General features: G+C 59.6%; 15 protein-coding genes. 4 read left to right on the top strand and 11 right to left on the bottom strand.

The window, feature by feature from the left end; genetic code table 11:
• Window positions 1-6: 6 nt before the first annotated feature.
• The 9 genes from ACOTYH_RS11895 to plsY all read right to left on the bottom strand — a co-directional run bounded on the left by ACOTYH_RS11895 (window position 7) and on the right by plsY (window position 7,194).
• Window positions 7-681 carry an urease accessory protein UreF gene (locus ACOTYH_RS11895; protein ID WP_421637758.1) on the bottom strand — a complete coding sequence of 225 codons (675 nt, stop codon included), beginning with the start codon at window positions 679-681 and terminating at the stop codon, window positions 7-9.
• A complete protein-coding gene (locus tag ACOTYH_RS11890) occupies window positions 681-1,220 on the bottom strand; it encodes a HupE/UreJ family protein (protein WP_033487690.1) in 540 nt (179 codons plus the stop codon). The genes ACOTYH_RS11895 and ACOTYH_RS11890 overlap by 1 nt, the downstream gene beginning before the upstream one ends.
• 9 nt (window positions 1,221-1,229) lie before the next feature.
• The gene (gene ureE, locus ACOTYH_RS11885) at window positions 1,230-1,694 is read right to left on the bottom strand and encodes an urease accessory protein UreE (RefSeq protein ID WP_017384028.1); all 465 of its coding nucleotides are present in this window, start codon (window positions 1,692-1,694) and stop codon (window positions 1,230-1,232) included.
• Between the two features lie 9 nt (window positions 1,695-1,703).
• Window positions 1,704-3,407 (bottom strand): urease subunit alpha, encoded by a 1,704-nt coding sequence (ureC, locus tag ACOTYH_RS11880; RefSeq protein WP_045338184.1) that lies wholly within the window; start codon window positions 3,405-3,407, stop codon window positions 1,704-1,706.
• Entirely contained in the window at window positions 3,400-3,714 is a 315-nt protein-coding gene (locus ACOTYH_RS11875) for an urease subunit beta (RefSeq protein ID WP_015571906.1), read from the bottom strand. Before ACOTYH_RS11875 ends, ureC begins: the two co-directional genes overlap by 8 nt.
• Window positions 3,715-3,724: 10 nt before the next feature.
• The gene (locus ACOTYH_RS11870; protein ID WP_003862556.1) at window positions 3,725-4,027 is read right to left on the bottom strand and encodes an urease subunit gamma; all 303 of its coding nucleotides are present in this window, start codon (window positions 4,025-4,027) and stop codon (window positions 3,725-3,727) included.
• Window positions 4,028-4,037: 10 nt separating this feature from the next.
• Window positions 4,038-4,865, bottom strand: coding sequence for an urease accessory protein UreD (locus ACOTYH_RS11865; protein WP_015571905.1), 828 nt, complete (start codon window positions 4,863-4,865; stop codon window positions 4,038-4,040).
• A 155-nt stretch (window positions 4,866-5,020) separates the two neighbouring features.
• Entirely contained in the window at window positions 5,021-6,487 is a 1,467-nt protein-coding gene (locus tag ACOTYH_RS11860) for an MFS transporter (RefSeq protein WP_040118127.1), read from the bottom strand.
• A 92-nt stretch (window positions 6,488-6,579) separates the two neighbouring features.
• Window positions 6,580-7,194 (bottom strand): glycerol-3-phosphate 1-O-acyltransferase PlsY, encoded by a 615-nt coding sequence (gene plsY / locus ACOTYH_RS11855; RefSeq protein ID WP_017384031.1) that lies wholly within the window; start codon window positions 7,192-7,194, stop codon window positions 6,580-6,582.
• Between the two features lie 107 nt (window positions 7,195-7,301).
• On the opposite strand from plsY, the gene folB reads away from it, so the two are divergent.
• Together folB and bacA are read left to right on the top strand one after the other, a co-directional pair.
• Window positions 7,302-7,670 (top strand): bifunctional dihydroneopterin aldolase/7,8-dihydroneopterin epimerase, encoded by a 369-nt coding sequence (gene folB, locus ACOTYH_RS11850; RefSeq protein WP_017384032.1) that lies wholly within the window; start codon window positions 7,302-7,304, stop codon window positions 7,668-7,670.
• Window positions 7,671-7,776: 106 nt separating this feature from the next.
• On the top strand, window positions 7,777-8,598 hold the full coding sequence (gene bacA, locus ACOTYH_RS11845; RefSeq protein WP_003862545.1) for an undecaprenyl-diphosphate phosphatase: 822 nt from the start codon (window positions 7,777-7,779) through the stop codon (window positions 8,596-8,598).
• Between the two features lie 13 nt (window positions 8,599-8,611).
• On the opposite strand, the gene ACOTYH_RS11840 is transcribed toward bacA, so the two are convergent.
• Both ACOTYH_RS11840 and ACOTYH_RS11835 read right to left on the bottom strand, forming a co-directional pair.
• The gene (locus ACOTYH_RS11840; RefSeq protein ID WP_421637757.1) at window positions 8,612-9,853 is read right to left on the bottom strand and encodes a multifunctional CCA addition/repair protein; all 1,242 of its coding nucleotides are present in this window, start codon (window positions 9,851-9,853) and stop codon (window positions 8,612-8,614) included.
• Window positions 9,854-9,913: 60 nt separating this feature from the next.
• The gene (locus tag ACOTYH_RS11835; RefSeq protein ID WP_001303390.1) at window positions 9,914-10,534 is read right to left on the bottom strand and encodes a TIGR04211 family SH3 domain-containing protein; all 621 of its coding nucleotides are present in this window, start codon (window positions 10,532-10,534) and stop codon (window positions 9,914-9,916) included.
• A gap of 237 nt (window positions 10,535-10,771) precedes the next feature.
• Here ACOTYH_RS11835 and ACOTYH_RS11830 point away from each other — a divergent pair, with 237 nt between their 5' ends.
• Both ACOTYH_RS11830 and glnE read left to right on the top strand, forming a co-directional pair.
• Window positions 10,772-12,073: an inorganic triphosphatase gene (locus ACOTYH_RS11830; protein ID WP_421637756.1), complete on the top strand. Its 1,302-nt coding sequence runs from the start codon at window positions 10,772-10,774 to the stop codon at window positions 12,071-12,073.
• 21 nt (window positions 12,074-12,094) lie between these two features.
• Window positions 12,095-14,950 (top strand): bifunctional [glutamate--ammonia ligase]-adenylyl-L-tyrosine phosphorylase/[glutamate--ammonia-ligase] adenylyltransferase, encoded by a 2,856-nt coding sequence (glnE, locus tag ACOTYH_RS11825; RefSeq protein ID WP_316378218.1) that lies wholly within the window; start codon window positions 12,095-12,097, stop codon window positions 14,948-14,950.
• Window positions 14,951-14,985 lie beyond the last annotated feature (35 nt).

Below are 14,985 nucleotides of genomic sequence, written 5' to 3'. Positions count from 1 at the left end.
GACTCCTCAGGAACGGAATAGTCGTGAATATTGGGTTTCATGGCGCGCGGAGGCGATGGCCGACAGCGGCGTAGCGGCCCCCAGCGCGTCGTCGCCACGTAAAAATGCCTGTTCAAACCCGGCGGCAAAATGGTCGCTCAGGTCGATAATCAGCTGTTGTGCTGCCTGCTGCCCAAACGGCACCAGCTTGACGCCCGCCATCACCGCGCTCTCTATCCAGCTGTAGCCCAGGCTCAGCGCCAGCTCGTGCGCGCTAATGCCCCAGCGCACGCCGAGCCACGCCATGCCGCCGAGCTGGCTTCGCATCAACAGCGGCAGCCATTCTGGCGGGCAGGCGGGTTCCCAGCTTTTAATCAGGCGCGTAAAGGCCGCCCCACGGTTGCGTTCTTCATCGCGCAGCTCGCGCGTTTCCCGACAGGCGAGCAGGTATGCCGTCCAGCGTTTTGCTGTCGCGACGTCCTGCTTCTCGCAGGCACAATACAGGCGGATAAACAGCGGCAGGTCGACGCAGAAAAAGCTCTGCTCCATCTGCTGGATCTGCCAGCGCCTGAAGGCCTCAGCGTCCGTGACCCACCCGGCCTCAACGGCCCACTCCAGCCCCTGCGACCAGGTAAACGATCCGACCGGCAGGCTACTGCTGGAGAGCTGCATCAGGCGCAGCCGCTGGCGGGCGTGCTCCATCAGCTCATCAGCGCCAGCAGGGCGGAGACGATCAGCCCGCCGCCGAAGGTTTTACGCAGGCCGTCGTGACGGCGCAGCAGCAGCCCTGCCGCGAAGCTGGCACACAGCACCGTGGCGCTGGCTAACATAAACCCGCTGGTGAAGAGCCAGAAGCTGTGGCCGGACATCTCCACGCCGTGCGCCCAGCCGTGGAACATCGCCAGGGCCGGCACCGCCAGCAGCAGGCGATTTTCAGTCTTAAACATCATCACGCCGCAGACCGCCAGCGAGGCGATAATCAGCATCTCCATGCCGCTAAAGCCGCCGAACAGGCTGCCCGCAACGGCACCAGCAAGCATCATGCCGAGCGTCGCTAACGGCAACAGCAGCTTGCGGCCGCTCAGGGCGGAGAGCACGCCAGCCCCCGTCAGCATCAGCAGGTGATCCAGCCCGGTCAGCGGATGGAGAAATCCGGCCTGGAAGCTGTCGGTCCCGTGGCCGGGATGGGCGAGCGCGGGAACGGAAAAAGCCAGCAGTAACAGCGGTAAGTACTTGCGCATGATGAGTCCTTAATGTGAATGAGCGTGAGAGTGGCTATGGCTGTGGGCATCGCTGGTGTAAGCGCCCGCTTCTGGTTCAAATGGCAGGCTGGCGAAGGTCACCTCCAGCCCGAACTGACGCAGCATATCGTCGAGGACGTGGTCGTGGTGGTAGCGCAGTTCGCCAGGCATTATTTGCAGCGGTACGTGACGATTGCCCAGGTGATAACAGGCGCGGGCGAGCAGGAACGGGTCGGCGCAGCGCACCACGGAAACCGACTCCGGGGCGGCGATCACTTCGATCACCTCGCTGCCATCGTCGGTAGTCAGCAGGTCGCCCCCGCGCAGCAGCAGGCCGCGCGGCAGCATTAGCCCGGCTTCGCGGCCGTCGTTCAGCGCCACGCGGGCGCGGCTTTTTACCCGCACATCAATCGGTAGCGTGACGCTGGCGGTAATCGGATGCGCATGGTCCAGGCGTTGGGTTAAATAGATCATCATGTCTCCTCAAAACAGAAAATAGCGTTGCGCCATCGGCAAAACCTCTGCCGGTTCGCTGGTGATCAATTCGCCGTCGACGCGTACCTCATAGGTTTGCGCGTCAACGGTGATATTCGGCTGTAAATCGTTGTGGATCATGTCGGCCTTTTTCACCGACCGGCAGCCTCTCACCACCGCGGTGGCGCTTTGCAGTCCGAGCCGTTGCGGAATGCCGCTGGCATCAGCAGCCTGAGAGACAAACGTCAGCCGCGTGGCGTGGCGTGCGGCACCAAGGGCACCAAACATCGGGCGGTAATGTACCGGCTGCGGCGTGGGGATCGAGGCGTTGATGTCGCCCATCGGCGCGCAGGCGATCATCCCGCCTTTGACGATGGTGGCGGGTTTGACGCCAAAGAAGGCGGGGGACCAGACCACCAGATCCGCCAGCTTGCCCGCCTCAATAGAACCGACCTCATGGGCGATGCCGTGGGTCAGCGCCGGGTTGATGGTGTATTTGGCGACATAGCGCTTCACGCGGAAGTTATCGTTATCGCCGGTCTCTTCCGGCAGTGCGCCGCGCTGCACCTTCATGCGGTGCGCCACCTGCCAGGTGCGGATAATCACTTCCCCCACGCGGCCCATTGCCTGTGAATCTGACGAGGTGAGCGAGAACGCGCCGATATCGTGCAGCACGTCTTCGGCGGCGATGGTCTCCCGGCGAATGCGGGATTCGGCAAACGCCACGTCCTCGGCGATATCCGGGTCGAGGTGATGGCAAACCATCAGCATGTCCAGGTGCTCGTCGATGGTGTTGACCGTGTAGGGCAGCGTCGGGTTGGTGGAGGAGGGCAGAATATTCGGGTGCGCGCAGGCGGTGATGATATCCGGCGCATGGCCGCCGCCCGCCCCTTCGGTGTGGAAGGTGTGGATGGTGCGCCCGGCGATGGCGGCCAGCGTGTCTTCGACAAAACCGGACTCGTTCAGCGTGTCGCTGTGCAGCGCCACCTGAATATCCATCTCTTCAGCGACCTCCAGCGAGCAGTTGATGGTCGCAGGCGTCGCGCCCCAGTCTTCGTGGATCTTAAGCCCGATGGCACCTGCCGCGATCTGCTCGCGCAGCGCGTCCGGGTTGGAGCCGTTCCCTTTACCCAGCAGGCCAATATTCACCGGTAGCGTATCGGCTGCCTGCAACATGCGGGCGATATACCACGGCCCCGGCGTGCAGGTGGTGGCGTTTGTGCCTGCCGCAGGCCCGGTGCCGCCGCCGATCATGGTGGTGACGCCAGACACCAGCGCCTCTTCCGCCTGCTGCGGACAGATCCAGTGGATGTGGGTGTCGATCCCGCCTGCGGTGACGATCTTCCCTTCGGCGGCGATCACCTCCGTTGCCGCGCCAATCGGGATCGTCACGCCGGGCTGAATGTCCGGGTTTCCGGCTTTGCCGACGGCGAAGATCCGCCCATCTTTTACGCCGATATCCGCTTTCACGATCCCCCAGTGATCGACGATCAGCGCGTTGGTGAGCACCAGATCCACGCAGTCGTCGGCGGTCATCTGCCCCTGTCCCATGCCGTCGCGGATCACTTTTCCGCCGCCGAATTTAACCTCTTCGCCGTAGATCGTGAGATCGTCTTCCACTTCGATCCACAGCTCGCTGTCGGCCAGCCGCACTTTATCCCCGGTAGTGGGGCCGAACATATCGGCATACGCCTGGCGTGAAATCTCAGCCATGTTTCACCTCGCCCATGACCTCGCCGCGAAAGCCGAAAATGCGCTGTGCGCCCGTCACCTGCACCAGCGTCACTTCCCGCTTCTGGCCGGGCTCGAAGCGCACGGCAGTGCCGGCCGGGATGTTCAGCCGGTAACCTCGGGTGGCTTCGCGATCGAACTTCAGCGCCGGGTTGACCTCGTAAAAGTGGTAGTGCGATCCGACCTGGATCGGCCTGTCGCCGTGGTTTTCCACGATCACACTTCGGGTTTCGCGCCCGACGTTGAGAGCAATGTTTCCGGACTGGATCCGGTATTCGCCTGGGATCATCACGCGCTCCTTAGACGATTGGATTGTGGACGGTGACGAGCTTGGATCCGTCCGGAAAGGTGGCTTCCACCTGGATATCCGGGATCATCTCCGGCACGCCTTCCATCACCTGATCGCGCGTCAGGACGTGGCGGCCGGCTTCCATCAGCGAGGCGACGGTTTCGCCATCGCGCGCGCCTTCCATAATAAAGGCGCTGATCAGCGCGACCGATTCCGGGTAATTGAGCTTTACCCCGCGCGCGAGGCGGCGTTCGGCAACCAGCGCGGCGGTGAACAGCAACAGCTTGTCTTTTTCTCTGGGAGTCAGTTCCATAGCGTTTCTCTTATGTTTGCCAGATGCGCGGCGAACAGGCGGTTTTGGAAGTTAAAAGCGGGCGAAGCGACTGCCATATATCGCGCATCACCCGCTGACAAATCAGGTTGTCGTGGGAGAGAAAACGCACCGACAGCAGATCGTCGGTGAGCGTCGCCCCGCCAACGTTTTCCAGCGGGGCGAGAAGCGCACGCACCGCGTCGAGAAGTGCTTCCCGGGCCGGATAGAACAGCAGCGTGCCGACCCACGGATGGTCCGCGACGGGCGTCAGATCGCCACCGCTGAGATGCAGTCGCTCAATCAGACGCGGCTCGCCATCCACCCACACCTCAAGGCGGTTCTCCAGCGTGCCGTGGCTGAAGGTTTCGTTTATCACCGGACGGCCCAGACAGTACAGTTCCCACGCCAGCAGCGTGCTGGTGGCGTGCAGGTGAAAGACGGAACGCAGCGCGGCGTTAGCGCCGGGGAAAATAATGGTGTCCTGCGGCAGCCACTCCAGCGTGGCCTCTTCGTCGAGGTAAAAATGCTGACTGAGGCAGGCCAGCGGGCCGTTGCTGCGATAGAACTTACTGGCGCCGGGCATGGTGATGAGGGCATGGCTTTTGGCGTCGAGCCGCACGGAAATATCCAGCGTATCTCCGCCCACAATTCCGCCTGGCGGGTGCAGCAGGTAAAGGTGGCAGGTTTCCCCTTCGGGATAAAACGGACGCTGAACGGTGAGCGGCCCGCTGTGACGCGCGGAATGGAGGAGGGTTTTCTCAGGGGTATGACAAAACTGGAGGGCAAGCGAGGCCTGCCAGCCTTTGTATGAATTATCAGTGACCTGAGTTGCTAACATGGTGCTTCCATTTCCACACTATCGGGGTACGTTTCAGTATGCCCTGGCGGAAATGAAGGCTGTCATATGAGTCGCTTATGGATAAAAAAACGGCTCATGTGAGCCGGTTTCAGTAATGTAGGCCGGGTAAGCGCAGCGCCACCCGGCAAGAAAGGCTAGCGATAATCCTCTGCATCCACATCATACCCCGACGGCTCCCAGCGGATCGCCAGCAGCGACGCCAGACCGATAAACGGCGCCAGCGCAATCACCCAGAACACGGCGGTATCCAGCGAGGCGACCAGCAGCGGGAACAGAAACAGTGACAGCGTTGAACTGCTGCGCATCAGCGTCTGGTTAAGCCCCACGCCCACGCCGCGCAGCGAGGTCGGGTAGCTCAGGGAGGCAAACGTCATGGTATGCGCACCTGGACCAAAACCCTGACCAAACAGGAACAGCGCCAGCATCGCGACGGCGACCACGCCTTCCGTAGCCCCGTCAGGGCGGCCAATCAGCGCCAGGCCGAGCAGTGCCGCAAGCTGGCACGCATAACCCGCCAGAGACATCCGCCATGCGCCGAAGCGCGGAACATAGCGCACCGCCAGCAGCCCGCCGACAAACGCGAACAGCAGGTTAAGCGCCAGCGAGATCAGAATGGTGGTCAGCATCGACTGCACAAAGAAGCTGGAGATGATCACCGGCAGGCCAAAGGCTACGGCGTTATAGGCGAACGAGGAGACCACTGACAGCAGCGTGGCGAGCGTGGTACGCCGCAGATAGATACCGCGGAACAGGTTCAGGTAGTTCGACCATTTTGCCTTGTTCACGACAGGCGCGGGCTGGTCGAGCGCATCCTGCGGTACGTGGGCATTAATATTGTAAGACTGCCGCAGGATGGACGCCGCCTCCTTCAGATTGCCCTGATTCGCCGCCCAGACCGGGGATTCGCTCATATAGCGGCTGCGGATGGCGATAATCACCAGCGCGGGCACCGCGCCAAAGCCAAGGATCAGACGCCAGAGCCAGTCGCTGTGGCTTTCCGGCAGCACGGCGTAAAAGAAGAGCACCAGAAGATAAGAGATGCTGATGGCCGCGTACCAGGTGGGGCACCACATTGCGACGCTGGAGGCTTTATTCCCCGGGCCTTTCAGCCTGGCGAACTCGCTGAGAAACGCCATCGCGACGGGAAGGTCGATCCCAACGCCAAGACCCATCACAAAGCGCGCGCCCGCAAGCACATATTCGTTCGGGGCCAGCGCACAGGCGATAGCGGCAACGACAAAGAACACCATGTCGGCCATAAAGACGCGGTAGCGCCCGATTTTATCCGTAAGATAGCCGCCGAGCAGCGCCCCGACAATCGCGCCAAAGGTAATCGCCGAGGCCACCATGCCGGTACCGGCAGGCGTCAGGTTAAATTCGCGGGTGATGTCTTTGATGCCGAATGCCAGCGCGCCGAGATCGTAGGCATCGAGGAAAATTCCCCCGAGCGCGATACCGACCACGATGCGGGCATTGGCCCGGCCCTGAGAGCCGTCATTAACGAGACGTGAAACGTCCGATGCGCTACGCACCCACTTGATGTCGCCATCCGGGGTATTTCCTGCCGTTGGAAGGGGAGTTGAATCTGTGATTTCTGCCATTTTCTTTTTGTGTGGTTGTGTTGTGTCTCTAACAGTTACCACAGGCAGAAGGTGACAAAAATCACATTTGGTTATAAGGCATAACGAACGGTTTACTGAGCGTCTTTCTTTTTACGCCTGAGCTTCGTCCAGATCTTCGTTTCCTTACGCCGCCACAGGCGCTGAATGTTGTCGTGGTGGCGCAACAGGATCAGACACGAGAGCATCGACACCGGGAAGGTAAACTGCGGTTTAAACCACCAGACATAAAACGGGGCGATCAGTGCGCTGACGATGGCGCCCAGCGACGAATAACCGCTCAGCAGAATGGTCAGCAGCCAGGTGCCCGCCATCACGCCGGTGAGATCCCAGCCGATCGGCGCAATCGCGCCAAACGCGGTGGCAACGCCTTTACCGCCTTTAAAACCAAAGAAAACGGGCCAGATGTGGCCGACGCAGGCGGCGATGGCAATCAGCCCCAGCCAGAAGGGTGTGACGCCGAGCGCATACGCGCCCCAGACGGGAAGCATTCCTTTCAGAACATCAAAAATCAAAACCGCTACGGCTGCTCCCTTGCCGCCAATTCGTAGTACATTGGTCGCCCCCGGATTCCCGGAACCACTTTCACGCGGGTCAGGCAACCCGGCGATGCGGCAGACCAGAATGGCGCTGGAGATTGAGCCGCAAAGGTAGGCGAGGATAATCATTCCAGGCGCGATTGCACTCATAACGCTGTTCCGTTTTGAAAATGTATCTGTATTCTCAGCATCTGTGGATAATACGCATAATTCGCCGGAAGTGGTATCCGGTTTAGCCAAAAAGCAGGCAGGTCGTGATGGATATTGTATTTATAGAGCAACTTTCGGTAATCACCACAATTGGTGTTTACGACTGGGAACAGACCATCGAGCAGAAACTGGTGTTCGATATCGAAATGGGCTGGGACAACCGCAAGTCAGCAAAAAGCGATGATGTGAATGACTGTCTGAGCTACGCCGACATCAGTGAAACGGTCATCGCCCATGTGGAAGGGCAACGTTTTGCGCTGGTAGAACGCGTGGCGGAAGAGGTAGCAGACCTGCTGCTGAGCAGATTTAACTCCCCATGGGTGCGCATTAAGCTAAGCAAGCCGGGAGCGGTGGCGCGCGCCGCCAATGTAGGCGTGATCATCGAGCGTGGCACAAATCTGAAAGGAAAGATTTAACGTCATAATAGCTAAACCATTTTAGGTTATATCGGTCTTAAAGCTGTATCTTTCACGGTTGTCCGCGTGGGACACCGTTTTTTTATATCTTTTTAGGGGTTTATAGATGAGCGATATGCACTCGCTGCTGGTGGCGGCAATACTGGGTGTGGTCGAAGGATTGACGGAGTTTTTGCCGGTGTCCAGTACGGGCCATATGATTATCGTTGGCCATCTCCTGGGCTTTGAAGGCGATACCGCAAAGACGTTTGAGGTGGTTATTCAGCTGGGCTCTATCCTGGCGGTGGTCGTGATGTTCTGGCGACGTCTGTTTGGTCTGATCGGTATCCACTTCGGGCGTTTGCCGCAGCGTGAAGGAGAGGGCAAAGGGCGCCTGACGCTGATTCATATTCTGCTCGGGATGATCCCGGCGGTGGTGCTGGGGCTGGTGTTCCACGACACCATTAAATCGCTCTTCAACCCGATTAACGTGATGTACGCGCTGGTTGTCGGCGGCTTCCTGCTGATTGCCGCCGAAGTGCTGAAGCCAAAAACCCCGCGTGCGGAAGGTCTGGACGATATGACGTATCGCCAGGCGTTTATGATTGGCTGCTTCCAGTGTCTGGCGCTGTGGCCGGGCTTCTCCCGTTCAGGGGCAACCATTTCCGGCGGGATGCTGATGGGCGTGAGCCGTTACGCGGCGTCTGAGTTCTCGTTCCTGCTGGCGGTGCCGATGATGATGGGTGCCACCGCGCTGGATCTCTACAAAAGCATCGGCTTCCTGACCGTGGGCGACATTCCGATGTTCGCCGTGGGCTTTATCACCGCCTTTATTGTGGCGTTGATCGCCATCAAAACCTTCCTGCAACTGATTAAGCGTATTTCGTTTATTCCGTTCGCGATCTACCGCTTTATCGTCGCGGCTGCCGTGTACGTGGTCTTCTTCTGATGACCGACCGCCCTCAGTCTTTCGGCTGAGGGCAACGTTTTTCCTTCCACGCTGCAACTGCATCAATCCGCCGTTTCGTCAGCTCTTCGCGGATCGCCGGGCCTTTAAACCCTGCCTCCACCACCTCTTTCGTTGGCACCGCTTTCGCCACGTCCCACGCCTCACGCAGCAAACGACCCTGCGGATAATCGGACGCTTCAAACCCGGTGCGGCCGCGCACGTCGGCTTCGCTGGTCAGCGCAATTTGCTCCACGCGCTGCGGTTTGCGCCAGGCGTCGATGTTATCAAACAGCCTGACGATGGTGGCGGGTTTCAGGATCGGGAAGGTGTGGATCAGGTCGTGAAACTCGGCCACCAGTTTTGCCAGATCGCGAATGTCATTCGGCACGCGCAGGCGCTGGCAAAGCCCTTCAACCAGCTTCACGCCAGCCGGACCGTGCCCGTGGTGGCGTGGCCACAACTCCTTTGGCGTTAACCCTTTGCCGAGGTCATGGCAGAGGGTGGAAAAGCGCACGTCCACCTCCGGGCTGAGCATGGCGGCCATGCTCAGCGTCATCAGGGTGTGAATGCCGGTATCAATTTCCGGGTGCCATTTCGCCGGGGCGGGCACGCCAAACAGCGCGTCTATTTCCGGGAACAGCACTTTCAGCGCCCCGCAGTCGCGCAGAACCTGGAAAAAGACCTGCGGATTACGGGTAGTCAGGCCGTTTTCGGTCTCTTTCCAGACGCGTTCTGGCGTCAGGTGTTCCAGCTCGCCCGCGTCGGTCATGGCCGTCATCAGCGCCATCGTCTCGTCGGCGATGCGGAAGCTGAGATGGGCATAACGGGCGGCAAAACGCGCCACGCGCAGTACGCGTAACGGATCTTCAGAAAAGGCGGGGGAAATATGGCGTAAAAGACGGTCGCGCAGATCGTTCTGGCCGCCGTAGACGTCGATAATATGGCCGTTTTCGTCCTGCGCCAGGGCATTAATGGTGAGATCGCGGCGCAGTAAGTCCTGCTCCAGCGTCACATCCGGCGCGGCATAGCAGGTGAAGCCGGTATAACCGGAACCGGATTTCCGTTCGGTACGCGCCAGGGCGTACTCTTCCCGGCTTTTCGGATGGAGGAACACAGGAAAATCGCGGCCTACCTGCTGGTAGCCCGCGTCAATCATCGCTTCGGGCGTGGCACCGACCACGACCCAGTCTTTATCTTTGACCGGCAGACCTAATAACGCATCACGTACCGCACCACCGACCAGATAACTCTTCACGCCAACACTCCCGTTTTCTCTTTTCGCAAGATGATACGTAAGTGTGGCAGAGAAGACGAGTTAGTTCATCCAGCGGTCTTTACGTTTACGGCTTGGGATAAGGTGAGGAAGCACCAGACCCAGCACCAGACCGACGCCCAGCACTCCGCCGCCATACATAAACCACTGCATGATGATGGTGCGTTGTTTGTCATCCAGCTGTAGATTCGCGGCGTTCACTTTCTTCTGCGCGACGATCAGCTCATTTTTCAGCTTCTGATTTTCGTCTTTCAGACCGGCGATCACGCTGTCGCTTTGCGCCACTTTCTGCTGCATCTCTGCGGTGCGCTGGTTCCAGGTGCCGTCAATGTTGTTCAGCTTATCGGTCAGGGTTTTCACCTGATTTTCCAGATCCGGCACGCGGGTGCGCAGGCTTGGCACCGTGCTCAGCTCTTTCAGCGGGATCCATGAGGTGCGGCCAGAGCTGTCACGAACCTGACCGTAATTGGTGTCTGCATTGGTTTGCAGCAGAGTCACTTCCTCGCCGGCATTTACCGTACCCACGAGGCGATAATTGTCTCCAGGGCCGCTGCGTACCCAGGTATTCAGTTCATCAGAAACGTAACGTTTCTCTTCAGCGTGGACCGCGGTTGCGGCGCTAAAAGCGAGTAAAGTAAGTCCAATCAGGCGTAATTTAAGCATATCAGTCGTTATTTTCATAAAAAGTGGAACGATAGTAGTGGTATCAGTGTCGCTACGCAAAGGATTCATCATCAATCGGAATCATCTGTGTCATGATTTCCACCGCTTTAAACTTTTACGCCCGTCAAATTGCTCATTGCGTGGCAATTTGGCGCAAAATACTATGTACTGACAAACAAATGGCGAGGAAGTTCGCCTTCATCGACGCGTCTGTGACGCACGCAAAAGTACAAGGCTATGGCACAAGAGATCGAATTAAAGTTTATCGTCGAAAAAGACAGCGCTGACGCGCTCGGCCAGCATCTGAATACGCTGTCCGGCGAGCACCATGAACCCGTACAGCTGCTCAACATCTATTACGAAACGCCGGACAACTGGCTGCGCAACCACGATATGGGCCTGCGCATCCGGGGTGCGAACGGGCGCTACGAGATGACGATGAAAATCGCCGGTCGCGTGGTGGGCGGTTTGCACCAGCGTCCGGAATACAATATCGACATCAGTAAGCCAGAACTTGAGCTGGATCGTTTTCCGGCGGAAGTGTGGCCGGAAGGGACGCTGCCCGCAACGCTGTCGGCAGAGGCGCAACCGCTGTTCAGCACCGATTTCTGGCGCGAAAAATGGCTGGTGACGGAAGGCAAGAGCCGCATTGAGATCGCGTTCGATCGGGGTGAAATTAAGGCGGGTGAAGAGCAGGAGCCGATCTGCGAATTGGAACTCGAACTGCTGGAAGGCGAGGCGAGCGACGTGCTGAAGCTGGCGCACAAGCTGGTGAACCAGCCTGGCCTGCGTCAGGGCAGCCTGAGTAAAGCGGCGCGCGGCTATCACCTGGCCGCCGGGAATGCGCCGCGCGTGCTGCGAGAAACCCCGATTCTGCGCGTTGTGCCGAAAGCCTCCGTTGAGCAGGGCATGGAAGCAGCGCTGGAGCTGGCGCTCTCGCAGTGGCAGTACCACGAGGAGCTGTGGGCGCGTAACGTGAAAAATGCCAAAAAACAGGTGCTGGCCGCTATGGGGCTGGTGCGTCATACCCTGACGCTCTTTGGCGGAATTGTACCGCGTAAAGCCAGCACTCACTTACGTGATTTGCTCACTCAAACCGAAACGCTGATGCTTTCCGACGTGTCGGCACAAACGGCGATCTACAGCCCGCAAAATGCCAGCGCGAAACTGGCGCTGACCGAATTTCTGGTGACGCGCGGCTGGCGCACGTTCCTCGATGCGAAAGGGCAGACCAAAATCGCGGAAAACTTCAAACGTTTTGCGGATATCCACCTCTCCCGTCACGCGGCCGAGCTGAGAACCACCTTTGCGCATCCGCTGGGCGACCAGTATGGCGATCAGCTTCCCCGCCTGGCGCGTAACATCGACAGCATGTTGCTGCTGTCAGGTGCGTATGAGGGCGTGAAGGCGCAGGCCTGGCTGGAGAACTGGCAGGGGCTGAAGCATGCCATCGAGACCCGTCAGCAGATCGAGATCGAGCATTTCCGCAACGAGGCCATTTCGCAGGATCCGTACTGGCTGCACAGCGGAAAACGTTAATTCTGGCAAGGAACCCCTGATATGCCGCTTTCTTCGCAGTTACAGCAGCACTGGCAGACCGTTTGCGAACGCCTGCCTGAGTCGTTACCCGCGTCATCGTTAAGCGAGCAGGCGAAAAGCGTGCTCACGTTCAGTGATTTTGTGCAGGAGAGCGTCAGCGCCAACCCGGACTGGCTGGCAGAGCTGGAAAGCGCGCCGCCGCAGGCTGACGAGTGGCGGCATTATGCTGGCTGGCTGCAAACCGCGCTGGCAGAGGTGGCAGACGAAGCCACGCTGATGCGCGTACTGCGTCAGTTCCGCCGCCGGGTGATGGTACGCATTGCCTGGGCGCAGGCGCTGGAGCTGGTGAGCGAAGAGAGTACCTTGCAGCAGTTGAGCGAGCTGGCGCAGACGTTGATTGTCGCCGCGCGGGACTGGCTCTACGCCGCCTGCTGTAAAGAGTGGGGCACGCCGTGCAGCGAAGACGGGGTTCCGCAACCGCTGTTGATTCTGGGGATGGGCAAGCTGGGCGGCTGCGAGCTCAATTTCTCCTCAGACATCGATCTGATTTTTGCCTGGCCGGAGAACGGCTCCACGCGCGGCGGTCGTCGCGAGCTGGACAACGCCCAGTTCTTTACTCGCCTGGGGCAGCGGCTGATTAAGGCACTGGATCAGCCCACGCAGGATGGTTTTGTCTACCGCGTGGACATGCGTTTGCGTCCGTTTGGCGACAGCGGTCCGCTGGTGCTGAGCTTTGCCGCGCTGGAAGATTATTACCAGGAGCAGGGTCGCGACTGGGAGCGTTACGCGATGGTCAAAGCGCGGATCATGGGTGACAGCGACGATGCCTGGGCCAACGAGCTGCGCGCCATGCTGCGCCCGTTTGTGTTCCGCCGCTACATCGACTTCAGCGTGATCCAGTCCCTGCGAAATATGAAAGGGATGATTGCCCGCGAGGTGCGTCGCCGTGGCCTGAAGGACAACATCAAGCTCGGCGCGGGCGGTATTCGTGAGATCGAATTTATCGTCCAGGTCTTCCAGCTGATACGCGGTGGGCGTGAACCTTCTCTGCAATCCCGCTCGCTGCTGCCGACCCTGAGCGCTATCGAGCAGCTGCATCTGCTGCCGGAAGGCGATGCGCAAACGCTGCGTGACTCTTATCTCTTCCTGCGTCGTCTGGAAAATTTGCTGCAAAGTATCAACGACGAACAGACCCAGACGTTACCGGGCGACGAGCTGAACCGGGCGCGTTTGGCCTGGGGGATGCGGGTGGATGACTGGGCGGCGCTGGCGCAACGGCTGGAAGCGCATATGGCGGGCGTGCGCCGCATCTTTAACGATCTGATCGGCGACGACGAAAGCGAATCGCAGGACGATGCGCTCTCCGAGCACTGGCGCGAGCTGTGGCAGGACGCGCTCCAGGAAGATGACACCACGCCGGTGCTGGCGCACTTAAGCGACGATGCCCGCCATCGCGTGGTGGCGCTGATTGCCGATTTCCGCTTCGAACTGAACAAACGCGCCATTGGCCCACGCGGTCGTCAGGTGCTGGATCATCTGATGCCGCATCTGCTGAGCGATGTCTGCTCCCGCGAGGATGCGCCGGTGCCGCTGTCGCGCATGATGCCGCTGCTGAGCGGGATCGTCACGCGTACCACTTACCTTGAACTGTTAAGCGAGTTTCCCGGCGCGCTGAAGCACCTGATTTCCCTCTGCGCCGCCTCGCCGATGGTGGCGAACAAGCTGGCGCGTTATCCGCTGCTGCTGGACGAACTGCTCGACCCGAATACGCTGTATCAGCCTACGGCGACGGATGCCTACCGCGACGAGCTGCGTCAGTATCTGCTGCGCGTACCGGAAGAGGACGAAGAGCAACAGCTTGAGGCGCTGCGTCAGTTTAAGCAGGCGCAGATGCTGCGCGTGGCGGCGGCAGATATCGCCGGTACCCTGCCGGTAATGAAAGTGAGCGATCACTTAACCTGGCTGGCTGAAGCGATCATCGACGCGGTTGTCCATCAGGCGTGGGTGCAGATGGTGGCCCGCTACGGGCAGCCGAAACACCTTGCAGAGCGCGAAGGCCGCGGTTTTGCGGTGGTGGGTTACGGCAAGCTGGGCGGCTGGGAGCTGGGCTACAGCTCCGATCTGGATCTGATTTTCCTCCACGACTGTCCGGCAGACGTCATGACCGACGGCGAACGTGAGATTGACGGGCGGCAGTTCTACCTGCGTCTGGCCCAGCGCATTATGCACCTGTTCAGCACCCGCACCTCATCCGGCATTCTGTATGAAGTGGATGCGCGTCTGCGCCCGTCCGGCGCGGCAGGCATGCTGGTCACCTCGACGGAGGCTTTCGCCGACTATCAGAAGAACGAAGCCTGGACGTGGGAGCATCAGGCGCTGGTGCGCGCCCGCGTGGTATACGGCGATCCGCAGCTCAAAACGCAGTTCGATGCGATCCGCAAGGCGGTCATGACGACCCCGCGCGAGGGCAGTACGCTGCAAACCGAAGTGCGGGAAATGCGGGAGAAGATGCGCGCGCACCTTGGCAACAAACATCGCGATCGCTTTGATATTAAAGCCGATGAAGGCGGCATTACCGATATCGAGTTTATCACTCAGTACCTGGTGCTGCTGCACGCGCACGATAAGCCGAAGCTGACCCGCTGGTCGGATAACGTGCGCATACTGGAACTGCTGGCGCAGAACGACATTATGGATGAGCAGGAGGCGCAGGCATTAACCCGCGCCTACACCACGCTGCGTGATGAGTTGCACCATCTGGCCTTACAGGAACAGCCGGGCCATGTGGCGCTGGACTGTTTCGCCGATGAACGCGCGCAGGTGACCACAAGCTGGCAGAAGTGGCTGGTGGAACCGTGCGTAACAAAACAAGTGTGATATTATCGCGCGCAAATTGTGAATCTTTCTGGAGT

The sequence above is a fragment of the Enterobacter cloacae complex sp. SHL001 genome (assembly GCF_049236825.1).
Lineage (GTDB): Bacteria > Pseudomonadota > Gammaproteobacteria > Enterobacterales > Enterobacteriaceae > Enterobacter > Enterobacter hormaechei_C.
Note: the sequence above shows the minus strand (reverse complement) of the source record. Positions and strands in the feature narration are given on the sequence as shown.

Coding starts and splice junctions, on each gene's coding strand:
- ACOTYH_RS11835 (WP_001303390.1), bottom strand. CDS start 10,534: ATGCTTAAATTACGCCTGATTGGACTTACTTTACTCGCTTTTAGCGCC.
- glnE (WP_316378218.1), top strand. CDS start 12,095: ATGCCGCTTTCTTCGCAGTTACAGCAGCACTGGCAGACCGTTTGCGAA.
- ACOTYH_RS11875 (WP_015571906.1), bottom strand. CDS start 3,714: ATGATCCCAGGCGAATACCGGATCCAGTCCGGAAACATTGCTCTCAAC.
- ACOTYH_RS11890 (WP_033487690.1), bottom strand. CDS start 1,220: ATGCGCAAGTACTTACCGCTGTTACTGCTGGCTTTTTCCGTTCCCGCG.
- ureE (WP_017384028.1), bottom strand. CDS start 1,694: ATGATCTATTTAACCCAACGCCTGGACCATGCGCATCCGATTACCGCC.
- ACOTYH_RS11895 (WP_421637758.1), bottom strand. CDS start 681: ATGGAGCACGCCCGCCAGCGGCTGCGCCTGATGCAGCTCTCCAGCAGT.
- ACOTYH_RS11865 (WP_015571905.1), bottom strand. CDS start 4,865: ATGTTAGCAACTCAGGTCACTGATAATTCATACAAAGGCTGGCAGGCC.
- bacA (WP_003862545.1), top strand. CDS start 7,777: ATGAGCGATATGCACTCGCTGCTGGTGGCGGCAATACTGGGTGTGGTC.
- ACOTYH_RS11830 (WP_421637756.1), top strand. CDS start 10,772: ATGGCACAAGAGATCGAATTAAAGTTTATCGTCGAAAAAGACAGCGCT.
- plsY (WP_017384031.1), bottom strand. CDS start 7,194: ATGAGTGCAATCGCGCCTGGAATGATTATCCTCGCCTACCTTTGCGGC.
- ACOTYH_RS11870 (WP_003862556.1), bottom strand. CDS start 4,027: ATGGAACTGACTCCCAGAGAAAAAGACAAGCTGTTGCTGTTCACCGCC.
- ureC (WP_045338184.1), bottom strand. CDS start 3,407: ATGGCTGAGATTTCACGCCAGGCGTATGCCGATATGTTCGGCCCCACT.
- folB (WP_017384032.1), top strand. CDS start 7,302: ATGGATATTGTATTTATAGAGCAACTTTCGGTAATCACCACAATTGGT.
- ACOTYH_RS11860 (WP_040118127.1), bottom strand. CDS start 6,487: ATGGCAGAAATCACAGATTCAACTCCCCTTCCAACGGCAGGAAATACC.